The 14036-nt window shown below is 62.8% G+C and carries 23 protein-coding genes; 2 read left to right on the top strand and 21 right to left on the bottom strand.

Features of this window, described 5'->3' with window-relative positions; genetic code table 11:
• Positions 1 to 3 precede the first annotated feature (3 nt).
• The 20 genes from rpsH to rpsL form a co-directional block, all read right to left on the bottom strand.
• Complete coding sequence (gene rpsH, locus LB553_RS01480) at positions 4 to 402, bottom strand: 30S ribosomal protein S8 (RefSeq protein WP_042642201.1); 399 nt, start codon at positions 400 to 402, stop codon at positions 4 to 6.
• A 12-nt stretch (positions 403 to 414) separates the two neighbouring features.
• Positions 415 to 720 (bottom strand): 30S ribosomal protein S14, encoded by a 306-nt coding sequence (rpsN, locus tag LB553_RS01475; RefSeq protein WP_042642199.1) that lies wholly within the window; start codon positions 718 to 720, stop codon positions 415 to 417.
• Positions 721 to 746: 26 nt separating this feature from the next.
• A complete protein-coding gene (gene rplE / locus LB553_RS01470) occupies positions 747 to 1325 on the bottom strand; it encodes a 50S ribosomal protein L5 (RefSeq protein WP_095765509.1) in 579 nt (192 codons plus the stop codon).
• Positions 1318 to 1632, bottom strand: a complete 315-nt coding sequence (rplX, locus tag LB553_RS01465) for a 50S ribosomal protein L24 (protein ID WP_042642195.1) — start codon at positions 1630 to 1632, stop codon at positions 1318 to 1320. The genes rplE and rplX overlap by 8 nt, the downstream gene beginning before the upstream one ends.
• 12 nt (positions 1633 to 1644) lie before the next feature.
• Entirely contained in the window at positions 1645 to 2013 is a 369-nt protein-coding gene (gene rplN / locus LB553_RS01460; RefSeq protein WP_006205457.1) for a 50S ribosomal protein L14, read from the bottom strand.
• 82 nt (positions 2014 to 2095) lie between these two features.
• Entirely contained in the window at positions 2096 to 2335 is a 240-nt protein-coding gene (gene rpsQ, locus LB553_RS01455; RefSeq protein WP_023675136.1) for a 30S ribosomal protein S17, read from the bottom strand.
• A gap of 11 nt (positions 2336 to 2346) precedes the next feature.
• Entirely contained in the window at positions 2347 to 2547 is a 201-nt protein-coding gene (rpmC, locus tag LB553_RS01450) for a 50S ribosomal protein L29 (RefSeq protein WP_042642190.1), read from the bottom strand.
• 12 nt (positions 2548 to 2559) lie between these two features.
• Positions 2560 to 2973 (bottom strand): 50S ribosomal protein L16, encoded by a 414-nt coding sequence (rplP, locus tag LB553_RS01445; RefSeq protein WP_027170364.1) that lies wholly within the window; start codon positions 2971 to 2973, stop codon positions 2560 to 2562.
• Between the two features lie 27 nt (positions 2974 to 3000).
• Complete coding sequence (gene rpsC / locus LB553_RS01440; RefSeq protein ID WP_140815875.1) at positions 3001 to 3735, bottom strand: 30S ribosomal protein S3; 735 nt, start codon at positions 3733 to 3735, stop codon at positions 3001 to 3003.
• Positions 3735 to 4124 (bottom strand): 50S ribosomal protein L22, encoded by a 390-nt coding sequence (gene rplV / locus LB553_RS01435; protein WP_010909277.1) that lies wholly within the window; start codon positions 4122 to 4124, stop codon positions 3735 to 3737. Before rplV ends, rpsC begins: the two co-directional genes overlap by 1 nt.
• 2 nt (positions 4125 to 4126) lie before the next feature.
• Positions 4127 to 4405 carry a 30S ribosomal protein S19 gene (gene rpsS, locus LB553_RS01430; RefSeq protein WP_015317982.1) on the bottom strand — a complete coding sequence of 93 codons (279 nt, stop codon included), beginning with the start codon at positions 4403 to 4405 and terminating at the stop codon, positions 4127 to 4129.
• Between the two features lie 16 nt (positions 4406 to 4421).
• The gene (gene rplB, locus LB553_RS01425; protein ID WP_126084116.1) at positions 4422 to 5255 is read right to left on the bottom strand and encodes a 50S ribosomal protein L2; all 834 of its coding nucleotides are present in this window, start codon (positions 5253 to 5255) and stop codon (positions 4422 to 4424) included.
• Between the two features lie 22 nt (positions 5256 to 5277).
• Positions 5278 to 5571 (bottom strand): 50S ribosomal protein L23, encoded by a 294-nt coding sequence (locus tag LB553_RS01420; RefSeq protein ID WP_040983033.1) that lies wholly within the window; start codon positions 5569 to 5571, stop codon positions 5278 to 5280.
• Positions 5568 to 6188, bottom strand: a complete 621-nt coding sequence (rplD, locus tag LB553_RS01415; RefSeq protein ID WP_224509816.1) for a 50S ribosomal protein L4 — start codon at positions 6186 to 6188, stop codon at positions 5568 to 5570. The genes LB553_RS01420 and rplD overlap by 4 nt, the downstream gene beginning before the upstream one ends.
• Positions 6188 to 6904, bottom strand: a complete 717-nt coding sequence (gene rplC, locus LB553_RS01410) for a 50S ribosomal protein L3 (protein WP_224509813.1) — start codon at positions 6902 to 6904, stop codon at positions 6188 to 6190. Before rplC ends, rplD begins: the two co-directional genes overlap by 1 nt.
• A 59-nt stretch (positions 6905 to 6963) precedes the next feature.
• Positions 6964 to 7272 (bottom strand): 30S ribosomal protein S10, encoded by a 309-nt coding sequence (rpsJ, locus tag LB553_RS01405; RefSeq protein WP_006205468.1) that lies wholly within the window; start codon positions 7270 to 7272, stop codon positions 6964 to 6966.
• 68 nt (positions 7273 to 7340) lie between these two features.
• Positions 7341 to 8516 (bottom strand): elongation factor Tu, encoded by a 1176-nt coding sequence (gene tuf / locus LB553_RS01400; protein ID WP_224509783.1) that lies wholly within the window; start codon positions 8514 to 8516, stop codon positions 7341 to 7343.
• A gap of 65 nt (positions 8517 to 8581) precedes the next feature.
• On the bottom strand, positions 8582 to 10672 hold the full coding sequence (gene fusA, locus LB553_RS01395) for an elongation factor G (protein WP_224509810.1): 2091 nt from the start codon (positions 10670 to 10672) through the stop codon (positions 8582 to 8584).
• A 27-nt stretch (positions 10673 to 10699) separates the two neighbouring features.
• A complete protein-coding gene (gene rpsG, locus LB553_RS01390; protein ID WP_127229703.1) occupies positions 10700 to 11170 on the bottom strand; it encodes a 30S ribosomal protein S7 in 471 nt (156 codons plus the stop codon).
• 9 nt (positions 11171 to 11179) lie between these two features.
• On the bottom strand, positions 11180 to 11551 hold the full coding sequence (rpsL, locus tag LB553_RS01385) for a 30S ribosomal protein S12 (RefSeq protein WP_006202128.1): 372 nt from the start codon (positions 11549 to 11551) through the stop codon (positions 11180 to 11182).
• Between the two features lie 462 nt (positions 11552 to 12013).
• On the opposite strand from rpsL, the gene LB553_RS01380 reads away from it, so the two are divergent.
• Positions 12014 to 12295: a hypothetical protein gene (locus LB553_RS01380; RefSeq protein WP_041003122.1), complete on the top strand. Its 282-nt coding sequence runs from the start codon at positions 12014 to 12016 to the stop codon at positions 12293 to 12295.
• A gap of 76 nt (positions 12296 to 12371) precedes the next feature.
• On the top strand, positions 12372 to 13301 hold the full coding sequence (locus tag LB553_RS01375) for a Gfo/Idh/MocA family protein (protein ID WP_224509806.1): 930 nt from the start codon (positions 12372 to 12374) through the stop codon (positions 13299 to 13301).
• A gap of 33 nt (positions 13302 to 13334) precedes the next feature.
• On the opposite strand, the gene LB553_RS01370 is transcribed toward LB553_RS01375, so the two are convergent.
• Positions 13335 to 14000, bottom strand: a complete 666-nt coding sequence (locus LB553_RS01370) for an O-methyltransferase (protein WP_224509803.1) — start codon at positions 13998 to 14000, stop codon at positions 13335 to 13337.
• Between the last annotated feature and the right edge of the window lie 36 nt (positions 14001 to 14036).

Below are 14036 nucleotides of genomic sequence, written 5' to 3'. Positions count from 1 at the left end.
GGATCAGAAGATCTGGCAGAGAATCTCGCCGCCGACATTCTGCTCGCGCGCTTCATGGTCGGCCATGACGCCCTTCGGGGTCGAGAGGATGGCGATGCCGAGGCCGTTGGCGACCTGCGGGATCGACTTGGCCGAGACATAGACGCGGCGGCCAGGCTTCGAGACGCGCTCGATCTCGCGCACCACCGGGGCACCGTCGAAATACTTCAGCTCGATCTCGATTTCCGACTTGCCGTTCTCGAAGTCGGTCTGGCTGTAGTCGCGGATATAGCCTTCCGACTTCAGCACTTCGAGGACGCGGGCACGCAGACGCGAGGCCGGGGTCGAAACGCTCGACTTCTTGCGGCCGTAGGCGTTGCGGATGCGGGTCAGCATATCGCCGAGAGGATCGCTCAATGACATCTCAGTGTCTCCTTACCAGCTCGACTTGACCAGGCCCGGGATCTGGCCAGTATTGCCCAGATCGCGAAGCGCGATACGCGAAAGCTTCAGCTTGCGATAATAGGCGCGCGGACGGCCCGTCACCTCGCAGCGGTTGCGGATGCGGATCTTGGCCGAGTTGCGCGGCAGCGCCGAAAGCTTCAACTGGGCGCGGAAACGCTCTTCCATCGGCTTGGACTGATCCATGATGATGGCCTTGAGCGCCGTGCGCTTGGCGGCGTACTGGTCGGCGAGCTTGCGGCGCCGGTTGTTCTTCTCGACTGAGCTGGTCTTTGCCATTTCAGATTTTTCCTTTTTCGCTGCCGTTACTGGCGGAAGGGGAAGTTGAAGGCCTTGAGCAGCGCTCTGGCCTCGTCATCCGTCTTCGCCGTCGTACAAACGATGACGTCCATGCCCCAGACCTGATCAACCTTGTCGTAGTTGATCTCCGGGAACACGATGTGTTCCTTGATGCCCATGGCGTAGTTGCCACGGCCGTCAAAGCTCTTCGGGTTCAGCCCGCGGAAGTCGCGAACGCGCGGCAGCGCGATGTTCACCAGGCGGTCGAGGAACTCGTACATGCGTTCCTTGCGCAGCGTGACCTTGGCGCCGATCGGCATGTTCTCGCGCACCTTGAAGCCGGCAATCGAGTTGCGGGCGCGGGTGACGACGGCCTTCTGGCCGGCGATCAGCGCCAGATCCTCGGCCGCGACCGAGGGCTTCTTGGAGTCTGCGGTTGCTTCGCCGACCCCCATGTTCAGCACGATCTTGTCGATGCGCGGAACCTGCATGTCGTTGTCGTAGCCGAACTGCTCCTGCATCGCCTTGCGGATGGTCTCGTTGTAGACCTTCTTGAGGCGCGGCTCGTTCTTGGCAGTTGCCTGCTTGGTTTCAGCCTTAGCCATTGATGACTTCTCCCGAACGCTTGGCGACGCGCACCTTCTTGCCATCCTTCTGGATGGTGAAGCCGACGCGGGTCGGCTTGCCGTCCTTGGGGTCGGCCAGCGCGATATTCGACAGGTGGATCGGCGCTTCCTTGGTGATGATCCCGCCCTCTTGGGACTGGGTCTGCTTCTGGTGACGGCGAATGAGGTTCACGCCGCGGACAACCGCGGTGTCTTCCTTCGGCTGCACCGACAGGACTTCGCCCGAACGGCCCTTGTCCTTGCCGGCAAGCACGACGACCTTGTCGCCTTTTTTGATCTTTTGCATTGGTCCGGCTCCTTACAGCACTTCAGGCGCGAGCGAGATGATCTTCATGTGGTTCTTGGCGCGCAATTCGCGCGGAACCGGTCCGAAGATGCGGGTGCCGATCGGCTCTTTCTTATTGTCGACGAGAACGGCCGCGTTCTTGTCGAAACGGATCACGCTGCCGTCCGGGCGGCGGATGTCCTTGGCCGTGCGAACCACGACCGCCTTCATCACATCGCCCTTCTTAACGCGGCCGCGCGGAATGGCTTCCTTGATCGACACCACGATGATGTCGCCGACGGAGGCATATTTCCGCTTCGAGCCGCCCAGCACCTTGATGCACATGACACGACGGGCGCCGGAATTGTCCGCGACGTCGAGGTTTGTTTGCATCTGAATCATGACTGGCCGCCTTCTTCTTTTCTAACGGGACGGGTTCTTCACCCCTCCCCGGTCTGTCCAAAATTCGGTTCGTTCGCCCGGATCAAGCCTGATCCGAAGAGACGACAACCCAGCGCTTGTCCTTCGAAATCGGCTTCGATTCCTGGATGAACACCTGGTCGCCGACCTTGTGAGCGTTGTTCTCGTCGTGCGCCTTGTACTTCTTGGTCATGCGCACGGTCTTCTTCATCACCGGATGGGTGAAGCGACGCTCGACCTTGACCACGACCGTCTTCTCGTTCTTGTCGCTGACGACGGTGCCCTGCAGGATGCGCTTTGGCATGGTTCTCGTCCTTAACCCTTCTTGGCCGCGGCTTTTTCCGCGGCGATGGTCTTGATGCGCGCGATGTCCTTGCGGACCTGCTTCACGCGCGCGGTCTTTTCGAGCTGGCCGGTGGCCTTCTGGAAGCGCAGGTTGAACTGCTCCTTCTTGAGAGCGGCCAGGTCGTCGGTCAGCTGATCCTGGGTCTTGGTCCGGATGTCTTCGGCTTTCATGATCGCCTGTCCTTATTCTGCGATGCGCTGCACGAAGCGCGTCTTGACCGAGAGCTTGGCGGCGCCGAGGCGCAGCGCTTCACGAGCGGTCTCCTCGCTGACGCCGTCGATCTCGAACATGATACGGCCGGGCTTGACGCGCGCCGCCCAATAGTCGACTGCGCCCTTGCCCTTACCCATGCGAACTTCGGTCGGCTTCGAGGTGACCGGCAGGTCCGGGAACACCCGGATCCAGACGCGGCCGGCGCGCTTCATCTCGCGGGTGATCGCGCGGCGGGCCGCCTCGATCTCGCGCGCGGTGACGCGGTTCGGCTCAAGCGCCTTCAGCCCGAAACCGCCGAAATCCAGGTTGGTGCCGCCCTTGGCGGTACCGTGGATACGGCCCTTGAACTGCTTGCGGAACTTTGTGCGCTTTGGCTGCAGCATCGTTCTAACTCCAAATTCTCAAATGTCTCAGGCGTTCTCGCGACGGCGGCCGCGTTCGCGCTCGCCACCAGCACCGCCGCCGCCATGCGCGGCATCACCTTCGGTTGCACGGCGCTCGGAAGCCATCGGGTCGTGCTCGAGGATCTCGCCCTTGAACACCCACACCTTGACGCCGCAGATACCGTAGGCCGTGTTAGCCTCGGCCGTGCCGTAGTCGACATCGGCGCGCAGCGTATGCAGCGGCACGCGGCCTTCGCGGTACCACTCCATGCGCGCGATTTCGGCGCCGCCGAGACGGCCGGAGCAGTTGATGCGGATGCCTTCGGCGCCGAGACGCATGGCCGACTGAACGGCACGTTTCATGGCACGGCGGAACGCGATACGGCGCTCGAGCTGCTGGGCGATCGACTGGGCGATCAGCGTCGCGTCGATTTCCGGCTTGCGCACTTCAACGATGTTGAGATGCGTTTCGGATTTCGTCATCTCGGTCAGCTTCTTGCGAAGCTTCTCGATGTCGGCGCCCTTCTTGCCGATGATGAGGCCCGGGCGCGCGGCGTGGATGGTGACGCGGCACTTCTTATGCGGACGCTCGATCACGACCTTGGAGATCGCGGCCTGCTTGAGTTCCTTCTCAAGATACTTGCGGATCTTGATGTCCTCATGCAGCAGCTGGCCGTACTCGCCGGTGTTCGCGAACCAGCGCGAATCCCAGGTACGGTTGATGCCGAGACGCAGCCCGATCGGATTGACTTTCTGGCCCATTATGCGGCCTCCCCTTTTTCCTCGACTTCACGAACGACGATCGTGAGGTGCGAGAACGGCTTTTCGATACGGCTGGCGCGACCGCGGCCACGAGCGTGGAAACGCTTCATGACGATGGACTTGCCGACATAGGCTTCCGCCACGACCAGCGCATCGACGTCGAGGTCGTGATTGTTTTCCGCGTTGGCGATCGCCGATTCCAGCGTCTTCTTGACCGTGCCGGAAATCCGCTTGGCCGAGAATTCGAGGTCGGAAAGCGCTGTCGCGACCTTCTTGCCGCGGATCAGCGCGGCAACCAGGTTCAGCTTCTGCGGGCTGATACGGATCGTGCGCAGAACGGCACGCGCCTCGTTATCAGCAAGCCTGCGCGGAGCTTTGGCCTTGCCCATGATTATTTCCTCTTCGCCTTCTTATCCGCGCCGTGACCGTAATAGGTCCGGGTCGGAGCGAATTCACCGAACTTGTGGCCGACCATGTCCTCGTTCACCGAGACCGGGACGTGCTTCTGGCCGTTGTAGACACCGAAGGTGAGGCCGACGAACTGCGGCAGGATGGTGGAGCGACGGCTCCACATCTTGATCACCTCATTGCGACCACCTTCACGAACCTTGTCCACCTTCTTGAGAAGGTAGCCGTCGATGAAGGGGCCTTTCCAAATCGAACGAGTCACTTGGCGTTACCTCTTCTTAGCTCTTGCGCTGATGGCGCGAGCGCAGGATGAACTTGTCGGTCGCCTTGTTGGACCGCGTCTTCTTGCCCTTGGTCGGCTTGCCCCAGGGCGAAACCGGATGACGGCCACCCGAGGTGCGGCCTTCGCCGCCGCCATGCGGATGATCGACCGGGTTCATGGCCACGCCGCGATTGTGCGGGCGCTTGCCGCGCCACACGGTGCGACCGGCCTTGCCGTCGTTGATGTTGCCGTGGTCGGGGTTCGACACGGCACCGACGGTGGCCATGCAGGAGCCGTGCACGACGCGCTGCTCGCCCGAGTTGAGGCGAAGGATCGCCATGCCCTGGTCGCGGCCGACGAGCTGGGCGTAACCGCCAGCCGAACGGGCGACCTGGCCACCCTTGCCCGGCTTCAGCTCGATGTTGTGGACGATCGTGCCGACCGGCATCGAGGCCAGCGGCATCGCATTGCCCGGCTTCACGTCAACCGCTTCGCCGGCCACGATCTTGTCGCCGGCAGCCAGGCGCTGCGGAGCCAGGATGTAGGACAGCTCGCCATCGTCATACTTGATCAGCGCGATGAAGGCGGTGCGGTTCGGATCGTATTCGATACGCTCGACCGTGCCGACAACGTCGTACTTCTTACGCTTGAAGTCGATGATGCGGTACGAACGCTTGTGACCGCCGCCGATGAAGCGGGCCGTGATGCGGCCGTAATTGTTGCGGCCGCCCGACTTGGTCAGGCCTTCGGTCAGGCCCTTGACGGGCTTGCCCTTATAGAGGCCCGAGCGGTCGACGATGACCAGCTGGCGGGTGCTCGGCGTTACCGGGTTGAATTTCTTAAGTGCCATTGTCCTGTCCTCGCGGCCTTGCTCAGAGACCCGTCGCGACGTCGATCGACTGGCCGTCGGCCAGCGTCACAACCGCCTTCTTGACATCGCCCTGGCGGCCAACGGTGCCGCGGAAGCGCTTGATCTTGCCCTTGCGGACGAGCGTGTTCACAGCCGTCACCTTGACGCCGAAGAGAGCTTCCACGGCAGCCTTGATTTCCGGCTTCGACGCCTTCTTGGCGACGTTGAAGACGACCTGGTTCTGCTCGGAAGCCATGGTCGACTTTTCGGTGATCGCCGGCGAGACGATCACGTCGTAGTGACGGAGGTCGGTCATTTAAAGCGCTCCTCGAGAGCCTCGACGGCGGCCTTCGAAAGGACCAGCGTGCCGCGGCGCAGAATGTCGTAGACGTTGATGCCCTGGATGGGCAGCACGTCGATGTTCGGAATGTTGGTCGCGGCCAGCTTGAAGTTCTGGTCAAGCTCGGCGCCGCCGATCACCAGGGCGTTGGTCAGCCCCAGCGTCTCGAGGTTCGCCACCAGCGCCTTGGTCTTGGCGTCGGCGAGCTTCAGCTCGTCGACGATGATGAGCGAAGCGCTCTTGGCCTTGGCCGAGAGAGCATGCTTCAAGCCCAGCGCACGGACCTTCTTCGGCAGCTCGTGCTCATGGCTGCGAACGACCGGGCCGTGTGCCTTGCCGCCACCGCGGAACTGCGGAGCGCGAGCCGAGTGGTGACGGGCGCGGCCCGTACCCTTCTGCTTGTACATCTTGGCGCCGGTGCGCGCGATTTCGGCGCGGCCCTTGGCCTTGTGCGTGCCCTGCTGCTTCTTGGCGAGCTGCCAGCGCACGACGCGCTGCAGGATGTCTTCGCGCGGATCAAGGCCGAAAATCTCCTCGGAGAGTTTCACCTTGCCGGCGTCCTTGCCGCCCAGCGTTGTGATCTTGAGATCCATTATTCGGCTCCCTCAGTGGCCGGGGCTTCGTTCTTGGCGGCAGCGGCACGGATCGCGGCCGGCTTCGGCGCATTGGCCGGCAGCGCAACCTTGGCGGCGTCGCGAACCAGGATCCAGGCGCCCTTGACGCCGGGAACCGCGCCGCGGATCAGGATCAGGCCGCGATCGGCGTCGGTCGAGACGACCTCGACATTCTGCGTGGTGACGCGGGTGTCGCCCATGTGGCCGGCCATCTTCTTGCCCTTGAACACCTTGCCGGGGTCCTGGCGCTGGCCGGTCGAACCGTGCGTGCGGTGCGAGACCGAGTTACCGTGGGTCGCGCGGCCACCACCCATGTTGTGCCGCTTGATCACACCCTGGAAACCCTTACCGGTCGAGGTGCCGGTGACGTCCACCTTCTGGCCGGCGACGAAATGCTCGACGGTCAGCTCGGCGCCGACGTCGATCATGTTGTCGGCCGATACGCGGAACTCGGCGAGCTTCGCCTTCGGCTCGACGGAAGCGGCGGCGAAATGGCCGCGCATCGCCTTCGACGTGTTCTTCACCTTGGCAAGGCCAACGCCGAGCTGGACGGCCGTGTAGCCGTTCTTCTCCTGCGTGCGCTGAGCCACGACCTGGCAGTTCTCCATCTGGAGAACGGTGACGGGAACGTGTTCCCCGGCATCGTTATAGATGCGGGTCATTCCCACCTTCTTTGCAATCACACCTGAACGCATCGGTTCAATTCCTTTAGAGTTCCGGGCCGGGGGCAACGCCCCTTGCCGCGCTCCATTCCTTAGAGCTTGATCTCGACGTCGACACCGGCCGCCAGATCGAGCTTCATCAAAGCATCGACCGTCTGCGGGGTCGGATCGACAATGTCGAGCAGCCGCTTGTGCGTGCGCATTTCGAACTGCTCACGGCTCTTCTTGTCGACGTGGGGCGACCGGTTGACCGTGAATTTTTCGATCCGCGTCGGCAGCGGAATGGGGCCGCGGACGTTGGCGCCGGTGCGCTTGGCGGTCGACACGATTTCGCGCGTCGAGGCGTCGAGCACCCGGTGGTCAAACGCCTTAAGGCGGATGCGGATATTCTGTCCGTTCATGCGTCAATTCCTTGTTCTGGCGCGGCGCGGGCAGCTCCCGCGCCCGCGACAGATCCGTTTCAGTCCAATTATTCCTTGATGGTGACGACGATGCCGGCACCGACGGTGCGGCCGCCTTCACGGATGGCGAAGCGCAGCTTCTCTTCCATCGCGATCGGCACGATCAGCTCGACGTCGACGGTGATGTTGTCGCCGGGCATCACCATCTCGGTGCCGGCCGGCAGCGTCACGATGCCCGTCACGTCCGTCGTGCGGAAGTAGAACTGCGGACGGTAGTTGGTGAAGAACGGCGTGTGACGGCCGCCCTCGTCCTTGGTCAGGATGTAGGCTTCGGCCACGAACTTCTTGTGCGGCTTGACCGAACCGGGCTTGGCCAGAACCTGGCCGCGCTCCACACCCTCGCGGTCGATGCCGCGCAAGAGCGCGCCGATGTTGTCGCCGGCCTGGCCCTGATCGAGCAGCTTGCGGAACATTTCCACGCCCGTGCAGGTCGTCTTGACGGTCGGACGGATGCCGACGATCTCCAGCTCCTCGCCGACCTTGACCACGCCGCGCTCGACGCGGCCGGTCACAACCGTGCCGCGGCCCGAGATCGAGAACACGTCCTCGATCGGCATCAGGAACGGCTTGTCCAGCGGACGAACCGGCGTCGGGATATAGGCGTCGACCTGAGCCATCAGCTCGCGGATGGCGTCCTCGCCGATGGTCTTGTTGGAGTCTTCAAGAGCAGCCAGAGCCGAGCCCTTGACGATCGGAATGTCGTCGCCGGGGAACTCGTTCTTCGACAGAAGCTCGCGAACCTCGAGCTCGACCAGCTCGAGCAACTCGGCGTCGTCGACCTGGTCGACCTTGTTCAGGAACACCACGATCGAAGGCACGCCGACCTGGCGGGCCAAGAGGATGTGCTCGCGGGTCTGCGGCATCGGGCCGTCGGCGGCCGAAACCACCAGGATCGCGCCGTCCATCTGCGCGGCACCGGTGATCATGTTCTTCACATAGTCGGCGTGGCCGGGGCAGTCGACATGGGCATAGTGACGGTTGGCCGTCTCATACTCGACATGCGCCGTCGAGATCGTGATGCCGCGCGCCTTCTCTTCCGGCGCTGCGTCGATCTGGTCATAGCGCTTGTATTCGCCAAAATACTTCGTGATCGCCGCCGTCAGCGACGTCTTGCCATGATCGACGTGGCCGATCGTGCCAATGTTCACATGCGGCTTGGTGCGCTCGAATTTACCTTTTGCCATGTGATCTCTCCATTCCTGCCTGCCCGTGCGGGCCTTGAATTAAGGTCTCGTGCAACCCGCTCGAGTTACGCGTATTTCTTCTGAACTTCCTGGGCGACCGCGGTCGGAACCGGCTCATAGTGGTCGAACTGCATCGTGTACTGGGCGCGGCCCTGCGACATCGAACGCAGATTGTCGACGTACTTGAACATGTTCGCCAGCGGCACCATCGCGTTGATGACGACGGCAACGCCGCGCGCTTCCTGGCCCTGGATCTGACCGCGACGGCCGTTGAGGTCGCCGATGACGCCGCCGACATAGTCTTCCGGCGTCACGACCTCGACCTTCATGATCGGCTCGAGCAGCTGCACGCCGAGGCGCGGAGCGGCTTCCTTAAAGCAGGCGCGGGCGGCGATTTCGAACGCCAGCACCGAGGAGTCGACGTCGTGGAAGGCGCCGTCGACGAGGGTCGCCTTGACGCCGATCATCGGGAAGCCGGCGAACGGGCCGGAACCCATGACGCTCTGGATTCCCTTCTCGACGCCCGGGATGTATTCCTTCGGAACCGCACCGCCGACGATCTTGGACTCGAACACGAACTCTTCGCTCTCGGTGTTCGGCTCGAAGATGATCTTGACGCGGGCGAACTGGCCGGTACCGCCGGTCTGCTTCTTATGCGTGTAGTCCTGCTCGTGCGTGCGGGTGATCGTCTCGCGATAGGCCACCTGCGGCGCGCCGACATTGGCTTCCACCTTGAACTCGCGGCGCATGCGGTCGACGATGATGTCGAGATGCAATTCGCCCATGCCGGCGATGATGGTCTGGCCGCTTTCCTCGTCGGTCTTGACGCGGAAGGACGGATCCTCGGCCGCCAGGCGATGCAGCGCGAGGCCCATCTTTTCCTGGTCGTTCTTGGTCTTCGGCTCGATGGCGATCTGGATTACTGGATCGGGAAATTCCATGCGCTCGAGGATGACAGGGTGCAGCGGATCGCAGAGCGTGTCGCCGGTGGTCGTGTCCTTGAGGCCGGCGAGCGCAACGATGTCGCCGGCATAGGCTTCCTCGATATCGGCGCGCGAGTTCGCATGCATCTGCAGCATGCGGCCGATGCGCTCCTTCTTGCCCTTCACCGTGTTGTCGAGCGAGGTGCCCTTGGTGAGCTTGCCCGAATAGATGCGGGCAAAGGTCAGCGAACCGACGAACGGGTCGTTCATGATCTTGAACGCCAGCATCGACAGCGGCTCGTTGTCATCTGCATGACGCTCGATCTCGGCGTCGGTCTTGGCGTCGACACCCTTGATGGCCGGCACGTCGATCGGCGACGGCAGGTATTCGACGACGGCGTCGAGCAGCGGCTGTACGCCCTTGTTCTTGAAGGCCGAGCCGCAGAACATCGGGAAGAACTTGACCGCGATGGTGCCCTTGCGGATCAGCGCGCGGATCTCGTCATTCGACGGCATCTTGCCTTCGAGGTAGTTCTCGAGCGCGGTCTCGTCCATCTCGACGGCGGCTTCAATCATCTTCTCGCGGTACTGCTCGGCCTTGTCCTTGAGGTCGGCCGGGATCTCGACGACGTCCCATGCGGCGCCCAGGGTCTCGTCACGCCAGACCAGCGCGTTCATCTCGACGAGGTCGACGACGCCCTTGAACTCGGTCTCGGCGCCGATCGGCAGCTGCATGACGACGGCCTGCGCACCGAGGCGCGAGCCGATCATTTCCACCGAGCGGTAGAAGTCGGCACCGATCTTGTCCATCTTGTTGCAGAAGATCATGCGCGGCACGTGGTACTTGTCGGCCTGGCGCCACACGGTCTCGGTCTGCGGCTCAACGCCGGCGTTGGCGTCGAGCAGCGCGATGGCGCCGTCGAGCACGCGCAGCGAACGCTCGACCTCGATGGTGAAGTCGACGTGTCCGGGAGTGTCGATGATGTTGAAGCGGCGCATCTGGCCGTCGCGACCCTTCCAGAAGGTCGTGGTGGCGGCCGACGTGATGGTGATGCCGCGTTCCTGCTCCTGCTCCATCCAGTCCATGGTGGCAGCGCCGTCATGGACTTCGCCGATCTTGTGCGACTTGCCCGTGTAGTACAGGACGCGCTCGGTCGTCGTCGTCTTGCCGGCGTCGATATGCGCCATGATACCGAAATTGCGGTAGTCTTCGATTTTGTATTCGCGGGCCATGGGAGGTGCCTCTCAGTCTCTTTCGCGTTACCAGCGGTAATGCGCGAAGGCGCGGTTGGCTTCCGCCATCTTGTGGGTGTCTTCACGCTTCTTGACGGCCGTTCCGCGGTTGTTGGCCGCGTCCATCAGCTCGCCCGAGAGGCGGTCGACCATGGTGGTCTCGTTGCGGTTGCGGGCCGCGGCGATAAGCCAGCGGATGGCCAGCGCCTGGCGGCGCTCGGGGCGCACGTCGACCGGAACCTGGTAGGTGGCGCCGCCGACGCGGCGCGAGCGCACTTCCACATGCGGCGCGACATTGTCGAGCGCCTGGTGGAAGACGGTGACCGGCTCCTGCTTGGTCTTGGCCTGGACCTGGTCCAGCGCGCCGTAGACGATGGTCTCGGCAACCGACTTCTTGCCGTCATACATGACGGCGTTCATGAACTTGGTGACGACCAGATCGCCGAACTTGGGGTCCGGATTGATCTCACGCTTTTCTGCACTGTGACGACGGGACATGGGAAACCCTTACTTCGGACGCTTGGCGCCGTATTTCGAACGACGCTGCTTGCGGTTCTTCACACCCTGCGTGTCGAGCACGCCGCGGATGATGTGGTAGCGGACGCCCGGCAGATCCTTGACGCGGCCACCGCGGATCATGACCACCGAGTGCTCCTGAAGGTTGTGACCTTCGCCCGGGATGTAGCCGATCACTTCAAAGCCGTTGGTCAGGCGAATCTTGGCCACCTTGCGCAGCGCCGAGTTCGGCTTCTTCGGCGTCGTCGTGTAGACGCGCGTGCAGACGCCCCGCTTCTGCGGGTTCTGCTGCATGGCCGGGACCTTGTTGCGCTTCACCGGCGCCAGGCGCGGCTTGCGGATCAGCTGGTTGACGGTAGGCATTAAACCCTCTTGTCTCTCAATTCCGTGTCTGCCCTGTCAGGGCCGCTCAAAGCGTCATTTCCATACGCAAATTCGGGCAACACACCGCGCCTCGCGGTCCTGCCCGAACAAATTGCAGAGGAAGCGGAAGCCGCTTCATGCGCGCCGGAAATGTCTTTTCGCTCGTAAAACGAACCCTGTTTGAGGCAAACTCCAAAGCGTGTCGCTTCGGACAGGAGAGCCTCACATCGGTTCTGACGTCGCGGCTTCTACTCGCAACCCCAAGGTCCGTCAACCCCGAAGCGGCAAATATTGCGCCCAACCGGAGGCTGGGCAGCCATGCGAAAAACGCATGTAATTTTCTTGCGCCTTTTTTCAAGAGCGAGGAAGAAAGTGACCGGCTTGCGGCTGTCTTCCCGGCCTGCTTCGTGTCAAAAGGCGGCTTGAGCCGGACAATCTCCCGGTAAAACGAGGAATCAGCCCGTGAACGACAATGAGGAACGGCCGGTCACCATCATCACCGGACGGGTCTGGCGCAAGAAAGGCGGCAAGCCGGAAGGCGTGCACGTGATGCTGGTGGCGCCCGACGATGATTCTGCCGTGCGCCGCGCGCTCGAATCGCTCGCGGCGGAAGGATTCGCGGAGGCCGAGCTCGACCAGATCGGCGACATGGAAGGCGAGCCCGACGAGGAGCCGCATCTGTCGGCCTATCAGGGCGCACTCGAAGGCGAGGTCTCAATCGTCACCTTCGACGAGCCGTCCTAATCGCCTGCGGCTGAACATCCCTCCCGCCTCACCTAAACAACCTGACCAGCCATTTTTCTTCCTCTCCGGAGTTCTCATGACCAGTACCCCCATCAAGCTCGGCATTGTCGGTGTGGGCAAGATCGTTCGCGACCAGCACCTGCCGGCGGTCGCCAAGGACGATGCCTATCATCTCGTCGCCGCGGCGAGCCGCCACGGCAAGGTCGATGGGATCGCAAACTACCCGAGCATCGAAGCGATGCTTGCGGCCGAGCCCAGCCTCGATGCGGTCTCGCTCTGCATGCCGCCGCAATTCCGCTACGATGCCGCGCGCACCGCGCTGGAAGCGAAAAAGCACGTGTTCCTCGAAAAGCCGCCGGGCGCGACGGTGAGCGAGGTCGAGCACCTCAAGGCGCTTGCCGACAAGAACGGCGTCACGCTCTTCGCCAGCTGGCACTCCCGCTATGCGCCGGCCGTCGAGGCCGCGCGCAGCTTCCTCGCTTCGGCCAGGCTGACCTCGGCCGCCATCAACTGGAAGGAAGACGTACGCCGCTGGCATCCGAACCAGGAATGGATCTGGGAGCCCGGCGGCTTCGGGGTGTTCGACCCGGGCATCAACGCACTGTCGATCGCCACGCATATCCTGCCGCCGATGTTCATCACTTCGGCCGTGCTCGATTTTCCCGAGAACCGCGCGGCGCCGGTCGCGGCGCATGTCGCCTTCCGCACCTCGAACAGCCTGCCGGTGATGATGGATCTCGACTGGCTGCAGACCGGCCCGCAAAGCTGGGACATCGTTGCCGAGACCGACAAGGGCAGGATGGTGTTGTCCGGCGGCGGCGCCAAGCTCGCCGTCGATGGCAAGACCATCCACGACGAGCCGGAGGCCGAATATCCGATGCTCTACAAGCGCTTCGCCGAGATCGTTCGCGCAGGCATTTCCGATGTCGATCTCGCGCCGCTGCAGCACGTCGCCGATGCCTTCATGCTAGGCAAGCGCAATGTGGTCGAGGCGTTTTTCGACTGAGGCAGCGGCAAAGCGTCGAGGCGAACGGCAATCTCACGCGACGATCGCGATGGCAAAACCGTCATAACCCTTGGTGCCGACGGTCTGTATGGCGGTGCCGTCCAGCCGCTTCTCGCCGCCGATAAACGAGAACGCCTCGCGAGCGCCTTCAACATTGGCGTCCCCGCTATTCTTTTTCACGACCGCGCCGTCGCGGATGACGTTGTCGCAGACGATGACCGTGCCCGAGCGCGACAGCTTCATCGCCCAGTTCAGATAATTCGGGTTGTTGGGCTTGTCGGCGTCGATGAAAATCAAGTCGAACGCACCGGCATTTTCGTCCGCCAATGCGGCAAGAGATTGAAGCGCGGGACCGACCCGCAGGTCGACCTTGCCGGAAACCCCTGCCCGCTCGAAATTCGAGCGCGCGACCTTGGCGTGGTGCGGGTCTAGCTCCAGCGTCACGACCTTGCCGTCCGCCGGCAATCCCCTCGCCATCCAGATGGTCGAGTAGCCGCCCAGCGTGCCGACCTCCAACACGGTTCTCGCGCCGCGGATGCGCACTAGCAGCGACAGCAGCTTGCCTTGCGCGGCCGAGACGTCGATCGCCGGCAGGCCCTGATCGCGGTTGGCCTTTAGCACTGCATCCAGCACGGGATCCGCTTCGAAAAGAGAGGAAACAATGTATTCGTCGACGGCCGTCCAGATCTTGCTGCTCATAGCTCTTCCTCGTTGGTGAAGCCAAAATGCAAGAAG

It is taken from the genome of Mesorhizobium sp. CA8 (assembly GCF_020164955.1).
In the GTDB taxonomy this organism is placed as follows: Bacteria; Pseudomonadota; Alphaproteobacteria; order Rhizobiales; family Rhizobiaceae; genus Mesorhizobium.
The sequence above is the reverse complement of the archived record's forward strand: the minus strand, read 5'-3'. Positions and strand labels throughout refer to the sequence as shown.